Below are 14,555 nucleotides of genomic sequence, written 5' to 3' on the forward strand. Positions count from 1 at the left end.
ACATTTTTCGACCTCATACCATCTTTTAACATATCATACTTCAGGGGACGGATTCAATGGTTTAACGCGTCGGTGGCTCCGCAAAAATTACGATTTGGCCGATGCCACAGCTTCGCGTTTTTTCGTCTTTTTGTATTTGATTTTTGTCGCTTCCCCTCCCCGCAGATGACGGATCGATTTATGGTACTCGAGTATGTGTTTGACCTGGTCAGCCAGATCGGGATTGATTTCCGGCAAACGCTCGGTCAAGTCCTTATGCACCGTGCTTTTCGACACGCCAAATTCCTTGGCTATAGTCCGGACCGTGTGCTTCGTTTCGACGATGCAACGTCCAATCTTAATAGTCCGTTCCTTGATGTAATCGTGCACGTTCCCGCCTCCCTACTGTGGATAGTTTGGTACATTATATGAGGGGCGTGCCTATATATTCGCGCTTTAGAGGGCTGACAAGCTCCATTAGGCCTATTTATTTTTCGCGGGATGCAAAAAAGACCCCTAAAGCGGGGCCTTGTCTTCGAAGCCGATTCGGGTGCCGTACGGGCCTTCGGTGCTTTTACGTTTACTTGTCTCCATCGCTTTGCGGGGGATTGAACGACAAAAGACGGGGATAACCCCCGCCTTTTACCGCTTATTCATTATTTTTTGGGAAGCAGCTCCTCCGGATTAACCGGCGTTCCTTTTTCATGGACTTCGAAATGCAGATGGTTGCCCAGATCTTTTTCGATTTCGCTGCGGCCGGCGGTACCGATCGGATCGCCCTGCTTCACAACGTCGCCTTCTTTGACTTTTGCGTCGGACAAAGCTTGGTATACCGTTTTGACGTCATTGTCGTGCGTAATTTCGATGACCGTGCCCGTCAGCGGCGGATTTACTTCCACCCGGGTCACTTTGCCGCCAAGCGCCGCTTTGACTTCGAACGTTTTGTCGTCATCGCGGGCCAGGTCTACGCCGACGTTCGGCATAAACGTGTCATTGTACTGCACCATGGCTGCCTGATTGCTTTCAGGCGTTCCATTTTCGTCAAAAAACGGCTTCACGACTTTAATATCCTTGGCATCGGCCACCGGCCATGCCATGTCTTCCACGGTAGCGGTCACTTCAACAGCCTTATCGTTTTTGGTTTCCTTGCCGGCTTCGCTAGCGGTTGGCGTTTTCGCAGTCTCCGACACTTTAGCAGGGTCTTGTGGAAGTTTCTTCATGCTGGCATCCTGGTAGACCCAAACTAAGGTTAGTATAATTGCTGCTGCGGCCACGTAAGCTGCCGGGTATACCCACCGTTTGGACAACAGCTTTTTCCATGAAGACGGCTGATTTACCAGCTCTCCCTGTGATTTTTTAGGAGTTTCTCCATGGTTTTGATTACTTTTGTTTTGTTCATTCATATGGTTATCACCTCAGTAATCATTGTTACCGGGGTCAAACCTTTTATACGTATCTCTTATATTATTTTTGAAAAAATATTCTAGCGGCACGGCGTAAAAGATGCTTAAAAACCGCGGCGGTGCAGGCTTCGGGTTTTATATAAAAGATTATTTGTTGTCTATGAAAAACCTTTGCCCGCTTTCATCCGTCTATAATAAAAGAAGTATTCTAAATCTTTATAAGAGATGAACCAATGTTTTGCACAGATGAAGGCAGCCGGGTGAAGAAATGTACTTCCGCTTTTGAAATTCTTCTCTTTTAAAATCGGATTCGCCGCAGTCGATCCTTCTTTTCAGAAAAATCCGGCCCAAAGATTCAGCTTCATTCAAGGATTGGTTCTGGTATAAAAATCACGCTTTCGGCTTTCGTCCATTGACTCATCTATTTATAGATGAATTTTTTGCGAACCCGTCGTACCGGCCGGGTTTTCTGCCGGCTAACTTTAAAAACTACTTCACAAAGTCGGAAGCTTTTGAAAATTGGACGCCGGTATAGTAGTGCTTCAAAATTTGGGTAGCAGTGTAGCCTTCTTTAGCCATGCCTTCCGCTCCCCATTGGCTCATACCTACGCCGTGTCCGTAACCGTATGTCGTAATCAGGACGTCACTGCCGGACGTTTGCCAGCTGAATTCGCTGGAGCGAAGTCCGAGCTTTTCCCTTACTTCGCGCCCGGTGAACGTTTCACCGCCGATCGAGATCTCCTTGATCCGGTGGCCGGCCGTCTTCGCAAGAATTTGGATAAAAGGCTGCTGTTCTTCAGTTGCCATAGCGGGGATCGCTTTGCCGACCAAGCCGAGTTTTGTTAAAAAATCTTTAATACTCATCGTAACCGTCTCTTTATAGCCCGGGGCCTGCTCGTCCCATGGGCTGGAGACGCTGCGCAGATACGGTATGCTCTGATTCCAATAATCTTCGGAATTTTCGGTGTATCCGTTACCCGTAGAGAAAAAGGAAGCGGTAATCGGCTTTCCGTTATAGGTCATGATCGTGTTGCGGCTTTCTTCGACCGCTCTTCTCAGCTTCGCCAGCTCCTCCGGTTTCTCCTTCCACTTGGCCTCAAGCTCCGCTTTTGAGATGTAGGCCTGATGGTTGACCGTATCGGTGACGTTGGCTTGGGAACCCGGTACGCCGCTTTGATCCCCGTCCGCCAGCCTGCGGACGATGAAGGTGCGCGCGGCGACCGCCTGCGCTTTTAATGCCTCCAGGTCAAACTTGGCGGGCATTTCTGCGGCGACGACGCCGACGACGTATTCTTCGAGCGGCAGCTTTTCCACCTGGCCCGTCTTTGACAGATAGACGGACACCTGGGGCTGTGCCGTCTGCTGCGGCACAGCCGGGGCGACCGGCGCGGGGATCGGCGCCGGCGCGGGTTCCGGCTTGTGGTGCGTCGTCACCACAAGCGCAGGGATGAGCAGCGCCAGCGTCAGCAGCCCGCCCGCCCACATGGCGGCGGGGCGAAGCCTGCGGGCGCTGCCCGGGCCACGCGGCCGCCAGGCGCTGCCGCGGCCGCGTGCGGGCGGCGGGGCCCATGGCCGCCGCCCCGGGTCCTGCCGGGCGCCTGCGGGCGCGCCCGGCTCTTGCCGGAGCGCTTCGCGCGGCTCCGGCGCCGTTGGCGCAGCGGCCTGCGGCGGCTGCGCCGGGGGTGCCGTCAGCACCCGCAGGTGCTGACGGCCGGGGGCGGGCTTCGCCCCTGCGCCCGCCCGGGCACCGGCGGCCGGGCCGTGCCCCCGGCCGCTTTCGGCGTTTACATCCGTTTGATTTATCGGAATGTCGGCTTCCGCCGCTTCGTGTATCGGAACGACGGCCACCTTAATCTGCGTGCGCGGATCTTTCATATACTTTCAACCTCCATTGGTTCGGATCAACCGCTATTGGTAGAATGAAGTCGGCTTCCGACTTTATTTAGGAAACAAAGGCGTATTCCAATCTTTGTTCCTCTCATTTTTCCCTATACCTATAGTTATGAACCAATAACAGGTGATAGAACCCTTTTTTAAGAGAATAGAAAGATTCATATGCAGCAGATCGCGGATTTCAGGCTTGCAAAACCATAACCAATCATATCTCCTTTCCATACATCGTAAGAATAATAAAGGAATTGTAAGCGGATTCACTCAGCCGTCCGGCAACACAAAAAAACCGAACCCTTGCGGGTCCGGTCTTTGTTCACTGTTCCAGTCCAGGTTGTAGCTCATTCCAGTACAATGTTCGTTTACTTCAATAAATGCGAAATAAAAACGGTTATACCCATGTCGGCTGGATTTTGAACAGAGAAACCTCTTCTTCCAGCTCCACTTTTTTCTTCGCCGGCTCGAGCGCAGGCTCGTCAACGGAAATCCGCCAAATGTCGGCGCCAAGTGTAGACAGCTTCTCGGCCAAATCCACATAACCGCGGTCAATGTGATGCGTTCCGCTCACTTCGGTTGTACCTTCGGAAACAAGGCCCGCCAAGATCAGCGCGGCACCGGCACGCAAATCGGTTGCGCATACTTTAGCGCCTTTCAGCTTGGCTCCACCTGTCACAATGGCCGTACGGCCTTCGACCTTAATCTCTGCATTCATAAGCTGGAATTCATCCACATGCATAAAACGGTTTTCGAACACTGTTTCAGTTACGACACTCGTTCCTTCCGACTTTAGCAAGAGCGCCATCATTTGCGACTGCATATCAGTAGGGAATCCTGGATAAGGCAGCGTTTTGATGTCCACCGCTTTCAGCGGCTGGTCAGCTTTTACGCGTACGCCGTTCTCGTCGGTTTCAATCGTAACGCCCATTTCCTCCAACTTGGCAATCACCGGGCCCAGATGGTCCGCAATGGCCCCTTCCACATATACGTCGCCGCCGGTAATCGCAGCCGCCACCATAAACGTGCCTGCTTCGATCCGGTCAGGAATGACCGTATGTTCCGTTCCGTGCAGCTTCTCCACGCCTTCGATCCGGATGACGCCGGTGCCTGCACCGCGAACTTTCGCCCCCATGCCGTTCAGGAAGTTCGCCAGATCGACAATTTCCGGCTCTTTCGCCGCATTTTCGATGACGGTGATCCCTTCAGCCAAAGTGGCAGCCATCATAATATTTTCAGTAGCGCCTACGCTGGCCACATCCAAATAGATTTTTGCCCCACGCAGTTTGCCATCTATTTTCGCTTCAATGTAACCTTGTCCGAGACTGATTTCGGCGCCCAAAGCTTCAAAGCCTTTCAAGTGCTGATCGATCGGTCTCGTTCCAATGGCGCAGCCGCCCGGCAGTGAAATCCGCGTATGCCCCATTCTAGCAAGCAAAGGACCCATAACCAGGAAAGACGCACGCATTTTTCGCACCCATTCGTAAGGTGCTTCGCAAGAGGAAATAGCTTGGGCATCGACCCTCATTACATTGTTGTCGTATGTAATGCCTGCACCTATGGATTCCAACACTTTGCTGATTGTAATTACATCGTCAAGAGGAGGTGCGTCATGAATGACGCTTACTCCTTCTTCCCCAAGAAGAGAGGCAGCGATGATCGGAAGAACTGAATTTTTTGCCCCGCTGACTTTCACGCTTCCGGTCAGTTTATTGCCACCGCGGACGATAAATTTGCTCATCATGATTCCCTCCGCGTCCATTTTTTTCCGCAAATTCTGTCTTTTTAGAAATTACAATGTGAATTCCCTAACCTCCATCTTAACACCGACCATTTCATGGATACAAGCGTTTTTTGACGAATGAGGCCCTGAACACAGCTTTGTTTGTGCCCTAAGACCTACTTTCAATTTGGCCGGTACATTTCATGAATTCGGAGGGATATCGATGCGCGCGAACATCTGCAGTTTCAGACCCGGGCAGCCGATATGAAAAGGGGGGTAAAACAAGCAATACATTCCGTTATATTCATTGTTGACATAAAAAAATGTTATTATTCGACAAGGTTATTGTCCATTCGACATTGTCGCCGGCAAGATAACCTAATCGAGTTATAACCACATACCTTGACGTTAAAACATGTATTTAATCATTTGGCTCCAGTTTAGATAGTCCAGCAGGAATTTGGCGACGAAATGCCCCAAGACGATGGCCAGCAGCAAATGCAGCAGTTTACCCTGAGGACTCTTCGGAAACCGGATAAACAAATCCAGCTTTACATGTTGCAGAGCCCACCAAGACAGTCCAATGCAGACCAGCGAAACGATCATCGAGATCAATCCCGTAACGCCAAGGCTTCCAACCAGGTTGTTTGCAAAATTGGAATCCGACATGGCCACTCCACCCTTCATCAGGATTTGCTTTTAAGCAAAGGTTCAATCGAACTATTATATAATACTTGGCTTTGGATCAATAATCCAGCTTCAAATCCGTAATTTTTCAAAAACTTTCAATCCAAAATAAGGAATACGATAATTTTTTCAGGGGAAATCGGATCCAATACGTCAATATCGACATAATCCTATTCGGTTTACTGCCAGATTCTTTGCGTCAATGATCTCAGAGACTCAAATATTCAATCCTAAAATATCATATGACGAATCCCATTAAAGAATCCATTAAAGAAGATGAACAAAGGATGCTCTCCCGTAGCTCAAAACGCCGCATCTCTATTTTTTTATCTTGGCAGCCTAGTTTTCTTCTACTCTTTATTTCGTCATTTCCTCGGAAATATATTTGAAAATAGATAGAAAACGATGATTATCCCCTTTTTTCTACAAAAGAACATGGCGAGTCATTCAAAAAGTTCACTTTAGGAACACTTTAATACGATATTTATAGCGATCAAATCATTTTAAATATTGGAACAATATCCAATATATGATCTGTATATTGCGAAAATCACGACATCCACGGGTTTATATAATCATTTGAGCCGCATCGTTGATTTCTTCTATAATTGAGACTCCTCTACGGCTAAATCCATGGGATTCTTGGGCGGCAGTCGGGAGTTCATTTCAGCTAACCGTCGTTCCCCAAGTTCAAGGCTGTCCCATCAACCATCCTAAGACAGTGCATCAAGCTTCTTAGGCTGACAGACCGTTGCCATCCGCCACAGGTTGATACATGATATTAAGCGCTCCAGTCCGATACGATGAGCATTAAATCCGCATGAACTTTAAACGGGGGTGGGCACTATTTTTAGAGTAGTTCATGGACCGAAATTTATTTATCGTTTTAAAAGGTAAACCGTCTATCGATGTATTCCTAAGAAGACAGACCGAGTTTAAAGGTAATTTTCCTTGTTATATCAGGAAGAAATAGCTTAGTAGTGTATACTTTTCTGATATTATGAAAAAACCCGCCTCAACTAAGGATGAGACGGGCTGAACAGCTTATTTATTTGTTGCTGCTGTACACATTGATCCGGTTGATAGCCTTTTGCAAAGCCATTTCCGCGCGGCGGTAATCAATTTCATCCTGCTTGTCGGCGTTGGCCAAACGGCGTTCCGCACGCTCCTTTGCGGCCTGTGCGCGCTGCAAGTCGATTTCCTCGGCTGCTTCGGCGCTCTCCGCAAGCACGACCACTTTGTCTTTGCGAACTTCCACAAAGCCGCCGTTGACCGCAATCTTACTGGTCTTATTGCCAGTTTTGATGACAAGCGGAGCGACCTGAAGTGGGGTTACCATCGGAATATGCCCCGGCAAAATGCCGAGATCGCCTTCCACACCCCGAACCGTCAGGCGTTCTACCTCTCCGGAATATGCCAAGTGATCCGGCGTCACAATTTCCAATAAAAAGGTACTCACTTTCATCCCTCCTGAACAGCTCCTATGGGAAGCCTAGGCCCCCCGCACAGGACTTATTCCAGTGTTTTTGCTTTTTCTACGGCTTCTTCAATCGTTCCTACAAAGAGGAAAGCTGCTTCAGGAAGATCATCGTGTTTACCATCGAGGATTTCTTTGAAACTGCGGATCGTTTCTTTTACAGGCACGTACGTTCCCGGCATGCCGTTAAATGCTTCCGCAACGTGGAACGGTTGAGACAAGAAGCGTTGTACTTTACGCGCACGGGCAACGATCAGTTTGTCTTCTTCGCTCAATTCATCCATACCGAGGATCGCGATAATATCTTGAAGCTCGTTATAGCGGGCAAGAAGCTGCTTAACGCCTTGAGCTACGTTGTAATGCTCTTCGCCTACGATTTCAGGCGTCAGAATCCGGGAGCTCGAAGCGAGCGGATCCACCGCCGGGTAAATACCCATCTCGGAAATTTTACGTTCCAAGTTGGTCGTGGCGTCCAAGTGAGCAAATGTCGTTGCAGGAGCCGGGTCAGTATAGTCGTCCGCAGGGACGTAAATCGCCTGGATGGACGTAACGGAACCCTTTTTCGTGGAAGTGATACGCTCTTGCAGTTGGCCCATTTCCGTTGCGAGCGTAGGCTGGTAACCTACGGCCGAAGGCATGCGGCCGAGCAAAGCGGATACTTCGGAACCGGCTTGAGTAAAGCGGAAAATGTTGTCGATAAAGAGCAACACGTCTTTGCCTTCTTGGTCACGGAAATATTCCGCCATCGTCAGACCTGTCAACGCAACGCGCAGACGTGCGCCTGGAGGTTCGTTCATTTGTCCGAAGACCATTGCCGTTTTCGAAATAACGCCGGAATCGCTCATTTCATGATACAAGTCATTACCTTCACGGGTACGTTCGCCAACGCCCGCGAATACGGAAATACCGCCATGTTCTTGTGCGATGTTGTTAATCAATTCCTGGATGGCAACGGTTTTACCTACGCCCGCGCCTCCGAAGAGACCGATCTTACCGCCTTTTTGGTAAGGAGCAAGAAGGTCGATAACTTTAATCCCCGTTTCAAGCATTTCCGCTTGCGTGGACAATTCATCATATTTAGGAGCTTCACGGTGAATCGGGCTGGTAACTTCCGAAGAAACGTCTCCAGCTTCGTCGATCGGCTGACCAAGCACGTTAAATACGCGGCCGAGCGTTGCGCTCCCTACCGGTACGGTGATTGGAGCGCCAAGGTCGACGGCTTCCATGCCGCGAACGAGACCATCCGTGGAGGACATGGCGATACAGCGTACCATGTTGTCGCCAAGATGGTTTGAAGCTTCCAGGGTCAATTCGACTTGGCGTCCGCCAGCGACAGTGCCCTCAATTTTGATCGCATTGTAGATTTCCGGAAGTTGACCTCTTTCGAACTCGATGTCGACAACCGCACCCATAATGCTGACTACGCGTCCTTTGTTCATCTTTTTTGTTCCCTCCTACAAGTCTGCTTATATGCAAACCTTCATCGTAAGCTGCAAGTAGCTTTACGCCAAAATCCGTTCATGGTTTGTCATTTTGGTATAAAAACGTCATTTTACGCCTGAGCGTTCGCTCCGGCCACGATCTCGGTAATCTCCTGCGTAATGGCAGCCTGACGTGCACGGTTGTACGTAAGCGTCAATTCGTTGATCAGCTTGGTCGCGTTTTTCGTAGCAGCGCCCATCGCCGTCATTTTCGAACCCAGCTCACTTGCCTTGCCGTCCAGCAATGCGCTGAAGATCAGGGTTTCCGCATATCTTGGCAGAAGAGCTTCCAGAACAGCCTCCGGAGACGGCTCGTATTCGTAGCTTGCCGTTACGCCGGTTGTCTGCGTCCCCATGTTTTCCATAGGCAGAAGCTGATTCACTTCAGGGATTTGAGTAAGTGCGTTCACGAAACGGTTGTAACAGATAAACAGTTCGTCGATTTGGGATTCTTCAAACTGACGCACCGCCGCATAAGCGATAGACTTGATATCCGAGAAAGAAGGCGTATCGGACAGATCGGTAACCTCCTGCACGACCGGCATTTCGCGGCGGCGGAAATAGTCACGGCCTTTGCGTCCGATGACGAAAATGACGTATTCGTCCTTGGACTTATGCTTCTCTTTAATCGTGGACATCACTGCTTTTAGGATGTTGGAGTTATATCCGCCGCAAAGACCGCGATCCGAGGTAATGACCAGGTATCCGGTCTTTTTCACCGGGCGCTTTTCAAACATCGGATGCTTGATGCCTTTCGTGCCGGTAGCGATGCTGGACACCACTTCTTTCAGCTTCTCCGAGTAAGGACGGGCATGCTGCGCCATCTCCTGCGCTCTTCTCAGCTTGGAGGCGGCGACCATTTCCATCGCTTTCGTGATTTGCTTCGTACCTTGAATACTTTTGATCTGGCGTTTAATTTCACGCAATCCTCTTGCCATGTTTTCACCACCTCAAAACTTTGGCGGAGCCAAAGTTACTTCGAAAGCATTTACTTAGCTTTGGCGAAGCCAAAGCTAACTTCGTAAGCACAAGCTTAAACTTTGGCGGAGCCAAAGTTATTTCGAAAGCATTTACTTAGCTTTGACTGGTAGCCAAAGCTAACTTCGTAAGCATAGGCTAAACTTTGGCAAAGCCAAAGTTACTCTGAAAGCACTTGTTTCGCTTCGACTAGCAAGCGAATTTCAAAGCATATATCCGTCTTTTGGCTTAGGTTCAAAGCCTGCATTGTGCGGCTCCGATACCTAAGCCAAAGCATGTTCGCTATTCATTGAAAAAGATGAATCCGAGCCTTACGGCCCGGTTCATGTTAATGACTTACGCCGTCACAGCAAAGCCTCTCTTGAATTTCGCGATGGCATCCTTCAGAGCAGCTTCGTTTTCAGCGACCAGGTCTTTGGTATCGCGAATGGACGCCAGAATTTCCGGATGGTTGCTTTCCAGGAACGCCAGGAATTCTTTTTCGAAGCGGCGGATGTCGCTCACCGGAATGTCGTCCAGATGGCCTCTGACTGCCGTGTACAAGCTCGCTACCTGCTGCTCGACTTTAAGCGGCTGGTTGACGCCTTGCTTCAAAATTTCCATCAGTCTTGCACCGCGGTTAAGGCGGGCGAGCGTGGATTTATCCAAATCGGAACCGAATTGCGAGAACGCTTGAAGCTCACGGTATTGGGCAAGGTCGAGCTTCATACCGCCGGCTACTTTTTTCATCGCTTTGATTTGGGCGGAGCTACCTACACGGGATACGGAGATACCCACGTTGATCGCCGGGCGTTGACCGGCATAGAACAGCTCGGACTCCAGGAAGATCTGACCGTCCGTAATGGAGATTACGTTGGTCGGAATATATGCGGATACGTCGGAAGCTTGCGTTTCGATAAACGGCAGAGCGGTCAAAGAACCTCCGCCGAGTGCGTCGCTGAGCTTCGCCGCGCGTTCCAGCAAACGGGAATGCAGATAGAATACGTCACCAGGATAAGCTTCACGGCCTGGAGGACGTCTAAGCAGCAAGGAAAGTTCGCGGTATGCCGCTGCTTGTTTGGACAAGTCGTCATAGATGATCAGGGCATGCTCGCCTTTGTACATGAAATATTCGCCCATGGCACAACCCGCGTAAGGAGCGATGTACAAGAGCGGGGACGGCTCGGAAGCCGATGCCGTAACGATGATCGTATATTCCAAAGCGCCATGGCGGCGAAGGTTTTCTACGACGTGAGCAACCGTGGATTGCTTTTGGCCGATCGCAACGTAGATACATTTTACGCCGTTGCCTTTTTGGTTAATGATCGTATCGATCGCGATTTGCGTTTTACCGGTTTGACGGTCACCGATGATAAGCTCGCGCTGTCCGCGGCCGATTGGCACCATGGCGTCAATCGCTTTAATACCTGTCTGCATTGGCTCATGTACCGATTTACGGTCGATAACGCCTGGAGCGTTATTTTCAACAGGACGGAAGTCGGCCGTTTCGATTGGGCCTTTTCCGTCCACCGGTTGACCCAGCGGATTCACAACGCGTCCGAGCAGGGCTTCACCTACAGGAACCTGCATGATGCGTCCGGTACGTTTTACCTGGTCGCCTTCTTTGATTTCCGTGTAAGGTCCGAGGATAACGACACCTACGTTGCTTTCTTCCAAGTTCAGCGCAAGGCCTACGACACCGTTCTCGAATTCCACAAGCTCGCCGGCCATACAGTTGTCGATCCCGTGAACGCGGGCAATACCGTCACTAACTTGAATAACGGTACCGACTTCGGATACCTCGATCTCCGATTTATATTGTTCAATTTGACTTTTAATCAGCGTACTGATTTCTTCAGGTCTGATACTCAAGTGTCTTCACCCCTATCTACTGTGCTTGTCTGTTAAAAGACTTTTCAAGCCGTTCCAGCTTCCCTGCCAGACTTCCGTCATACAGCTTGTCGCCGATGACGACTTTCACGCCGCCGAGCAGGCTTTTATCAATCACGTTTTCCACGCGGATTTTCTTGTTAGCCAAAGCTCCAAATTGTGCAGCAACGGTCGCTTTTTCCTGCTCACTCAGCGGATAAGTGGAGTACACTGTCGCATCCGCAATTCCGAGGCTTTCACCTTCGATCCGGATATAGCTTTCCAGAAGATCCGGGAGGATATCAGCTCTGCCCCGCTCAATGAGCAGTTCTAAGGTGTTGATGACCGGCTGGGATACTTTTTCTTGAAGGGCTTTCTTCAGCACATCCAGTTTTACGGTTACGGAAATGTTGGGTGTAGAGATAAACTGCTGCACGTCATTGTCCGCCGTAATGGCTTCCACGACTGCCTTCAGCTCCTGCTCCACTTCCAGCGTTTTCTGCTGCTGTGCAGCCACTTCAAACAGCGCCTTTGCGTAACGCTTGGCTGCTATCGTTTCCCGGCTCATGGTCTGCCCCCTACCTCTTTAAGGTATTGGTCCACAAGCTCTTCCTGTACGCTGTCGCTGCTGACTTCTTTCTCAAGCAGCTTGGAAGCGATCTTCACGGACACGGCTCCCACTTCGCTGCGCAGCTCCTGAACCGCCTTGTTCTTTTCGCTGGCGATTTCGCGGACGGCATCGTCCTTGATGCGGGCTGCTTCCTCTTTCGCCTGCGCCATCAACAGATCAGCCTGCTTGCTGCTCGTTTGCTTGGACTGTTCGATGATTTCGTAAGCTTCTTTGCGAGCCGCTTCAAGAGCTTGTTTTTGCTCCTCTACGTAAGCGACTGCCTGCTCGCGGGTTTGCGCCGCTTCGTTCATTTGCTGCAACACCAGCTCGCGGCGTTTCTCCATAATCGAGAAGAGCGGTCCGAAAGCGTACTTGTTCAGAAGCAGATACAAAATCGCGAATGCGATCAACGCGAGTATAAAAGACGGGATGTTAATACTCAATCTTAGTCACTCCTTTCCGGTGCACGTGCACTGCCGTTCACTCTCGTTTACGAAAGACCATAATTGTCACGGCTAAAAAGAAGGCGCGGATGGCCGTGGCCTTCCCCGCCAAACCCTGCATGTGTTAAATTAAGCTCCTGCGTAGAACAAGAACGCGAGTACGACACCGATGATTGGAAGTGCTTCGACCAGACCTACACCGATAAACATCGTTGTTTGCAGAGTGGATTTTGCTTCTGGTTGACGAGCGATCCCTTCAACCGTTTTAGATACGATCAAACCGTTACCGATACCTGCGCCAAGCGCGCCCAAACCTACTGCGATAGCAGCTGCCAAAAATGCCCAAACTCCCATTTGTAAATCCTCCTTAGAGATGTGTATTTTGTTTGAATTTATGTTGAGTTAAGTGAAGCCTTACTCCAAGCTTAACTTTGAAGCTAATGTTCGTCATGCGACTCGATCATTTGCGAGATGTAAACCATGGTCAGGATCGTAAATACGAAGGCCTGGATCGCGCCGACGAAAACACTGAATCCTTGCCATACCACGAGTCCGAGCGCCGAAGCCACCCAGCCTACTGCGCCGAGCGCAGTCAATTTCAGCAATACGGAAATGAGAACCTCGCCCGCAAAGATGTTACCGAATAGACGCATGCCCTGCGTGAGCAGTTTCGCGAACTGTTCGATGATGTTGATCGGGAAGAAGAACCAGTATGGCTGGAAATAATGTTTGAAATAGTTCTTCGTATTTTTCGTCATGCCGAGGATATGCGACAGCAGGAAGACGATCAAAGCGAGCGCCATCGTCACGGAAGCGTCAGCCGTCGGCGATTTCCACCAAGCGACGCCAACTTCCTCCAATTCAGGATGTTTGTCGAACGCCTCTTTGACGGAGACGATCTCTTTCCCGAAAATGTGCGCATGTTCGGCGCCGTGGTAGTCGGTGACGATACCAAACGGCAAACCTAGCAAGTTCGCTACGAAGATAAACATGATGAAAGTGAGACCAAGGGACAGAAAATGCTTCCCTTTTTTCCAGTCCATCGTGCTAGAAATCAGATTTTGAACGAATTCAACAGCCCATTCCATGAAGTTTTGCAGTTTGCCCGGATTTTCAACCGACAAATTTCGAGTTGCCAGTTTCGCAATGACAAACACGATTACGCATGTCACAATGAGCATCAGAACGATGGAAAGGTCAATTGGAATGCCGCCCAATTCAATAATCGGTGATTCATGCATATTTTTCTCACCCCTTTCTCAGTTGAGCAATCTACTCTTCTTTGCGAGACAATCGAATTCCTATAAATAAGAGAAGGAACTGCGACAAGATCAGGGTAGCTGCAACAGCGTACAGATTAAACGTTTCCGGCTTGCGATACGCAAGTATGACGGCCAGCACGCTTACCGCTGCGCGGGTCAAGAACCCCATATTCACTCGTTTGCTTTCTCCGCCGGTGACCGCATCGGTCACCTTCTGAACCTTATAGCCCAAATAAAAGCTATTTAGCAGGCTGACGGTAGCGCCGAGCACCATCCCGAGCGCAATGCTCTTGTAATCGGGAAAGAAAGCGGCGCCCAAAAAGCATAGGGCAAGAAAATAAAGCGTGGTTCTGGTCAATACCCTGCGGTATTTCCAAAGTTCATTCATCACTTTCCCCCAGGACTGCCTTGGTGATTATAAAAACGCTTACGCCACCGATGAGAAGCCCGAATAGAACGCCGAATGCGATCCAAAGTCCCGGCCCTCCCCAGATCTTGTCCAGCCAGGAGCCCAAATAAAAGCCTCCTAATGTGCATGCTGCCAGATCTATTCCGATTGCGCTTGCAAGTCCGATATATTTCATAGGGGTTGCAACGTTTTTATTGGTTTTACGCGGCTTTTCAGGTTTACTCATTATAGTCCACCCTCATAATCCCTGTTCATTTTACTGAATGTCACAAGAGTTTGTCAATTGAGCGGATTAATGTCATTTTTGCCCGAAACTATGAAAATAATCACAGCAAAACGCCGCAACACCGTGCAAACCGTACAGTTTAACT

At 49.8% G+C, this 14,555-nt stretch carries 15 protein-coding genes; all 15 read right to left on the minus strand.

The annotated features are described in order from the left end of the window. Positions 1 to 87: 87 nt before the first annotated feature. Positions 88 to 369, minus strand: coding sequence for a sporulation transcriptional regulator SpoIIID (gene spoIIID, locus RJP21_RS07300; RefSeq protein ID WP_036715046.1), 282 nt, complete (start codon positions 367 to 369; stop codon positions 88 to 90). A gap of 266 nt (positions 370 to 635) precedes the next feature. Continuing rightward, the gene (locus RJP21_RS07305) at positions 636 to 1,382 is read right to left on the minus strand and encodes a M23 family metallopeptidase (RefSeq protein ID WP_160044063.1); all 747 of its coding nucleotides are present in this window, start codon (positions 1,380 to 1,382) and stop codon (positions 636 to 638) included. Positions 1,383 to 1,871: 489 nt separating this feature from the next. Beyond that, positions 1,872 to 3,257: a stage II sporulation protein D gene (spoIID, locus tag RJP21_RS07310; protein ID WP_310858712.1), complete on the minus strand. Its 1,386-nt coding sequence runs from the start codon at positions 3,255 to 3,257 to the stop codon at positions 1,872 to 1,874. A gap of 406 nt (positions 3,258 to 3,663) precedes the next feature. Beyond that, positions 3,664 to 5,007, minus strand: coding sequence for a UDP-N-acetylglucosamine 1-carboxyvinyltransferase (murA, locus tag RJP21_RS07315; RefSeq protein WP_310858996.1), 1,344 nt, complete (start codon positions 5,005 to 5,007; stop codon positions 3,664 to 3,666). Between the two features lie 390 nt (positions 5,008 to 5,397). Next, entirely contained in the window at positions 5,398 to 5,658 is a 261-nt protein-coding gene (locus RJP21_RS07320) for a DUF1146 family protein (protein ID WP_160044060.1), read from the minus strand. Between the two features lie 1,066 nt (positions 5,659 to 6,724). Next, positions 6,725 to 7,135 carry a F0F1 ATP synthase subunit epsilon gene (locus RJP21_RS07325; protein WP_160044059.1) on the minus strand — a complete coding sequence of 137 codons (411 nt, stop codon included), beginning with the start codon at positions 7,133 to 7,135 and terminating at the stop codon, positions 6,725 to 6,727. 53 nt (positions 7,136 to 7,188) lie between these two features. After that, complete coding sequence (gene atpD, locus RJP21_RS07330; RefSeq protein ID WP_160044058.1) at positions 7,189 to 8,592, minus strand: F0F1 ATP synthase subunit beta; 1,404 nt, start codon at positions 8,590 to 8,592, stop codon at positions 7,189 to 7,191. Positions 8,593 to 8,705: 113 nt separating this feature from the next. Next, positions 8,706 to 9,572, minus strand: a complete 867-nt coding sequence (gene atpG / locus RJP21_RS07335) for an ATP synthase F1 subunit gamma (RefSeq protein ID WP_160044057.1) — start codon at positions 9,570 to 9,572, stop codon at positions 8,706 to 8,708. 376 nt (positions 9,573 to 9,948) lie between these two features. Then, on the minus strand, positions 9,949 to 11,463 hold the full coding sequence (gene atpA / locus RJP21_RS07340; protein WP_310858713.1) for a F0F1 ATP synthase subunit alpha: 1,515 nt from the start codon (positions 11,461 to 11,463) through the stop codon (positions 9,949 to 9,951). A 16-nt stretch (positions 11,464 to 11,479) separates the two neighbouring features. Next, complete coding sequence (locus tag RJP21_RS07345) at positions 11,480 to 12,028, minus strand: F0F1 ATP synthase subunit delta (protein ID WP_310858714.1); 549 nt, start codon at positions 12,026 to 12,028, stop codon at positions 11,480 to 11,482. Next, positions 12,025 to 12,513 (minus strand): F0F1 ATP synthase subunit B, encoded by a 489-nt coding sequence (atpF, locus tag RJP21_RS07350; protein ID WP_310858715.1) that lies wholly within the window; start codon positions 12,511 to 12,513, stop codon positions 12,025 to 12,027. Before atpF ends, RJP21_RS07345 begins: the two co-directional genes overlap by 4 nt. A gap of 129 nt (positions 12,514 to 12,642) precedes the next feature. Continuing rightward, positions 12,643 to 12,867, minus strand: coding sequence for a F0F1 ATP synthase subunit C (atpE, locus tag RJP21_RS07355; protein ID WP_036706394.1), 225 nt, complete (start codon positions 12,865 to 12,867; stop codon positions 12,643 to 12,645). An 83-nt stretch (positions 12,868 to 12,950) separates the two neighbouring features. Continuing rightward, positions 12,951 to 13,754, minus strand: coding sequence for a F0F1 ATP synthase subunit A (gene atpB / locus RJP21_RS07360; protein WP_310858716.1), 804 nt, complete (start codon positions 13,752 to 13,754; stop codon positions 12,951 to 12,953). 31 nt (positions 13,755 to 13,785) lie between these two features. Further along, positions 13,786 to 14,163 (minus strand): ATP synthase subunit I, encoded by a 378-nt coding sequence (locus tag RJP21_RS07365; RefSeq protein ID WP_310858717.1) that lies wholly within the window; start codon positions 14,161 to 14,163, stop codon positions 13,786 to 13,788. Beyond that, positions 14,156 to 14,410, minus strand: a complete 255-nt coding sequence (locus tag RJP21_RS07370; protein WP_160044051.1) for an AtpZ/AtpI family protein — start codon at positions 14,408 to 14,410, stop codon at positions 14,156 to 14,158. Before RJP21_RS07370 ends, RJP21_RS07365 begins: the two co-directional genes overlap by 8 nt. Positions 14,411 to 14,555 lie beyond the last annotated feature (145 nt).

It is taken from the genome of Paenibacillus sp. VCA1 (genome assembly GCF_031583795.1).
In the GTDB taxonomy this organism is placed as follows: Bacteria; Bacillota; Bacilli; order Paenibacillales; family Paenibacillaceae; genus Paenibacillus_AQ; species Paenibacillus_AQ albilobatus.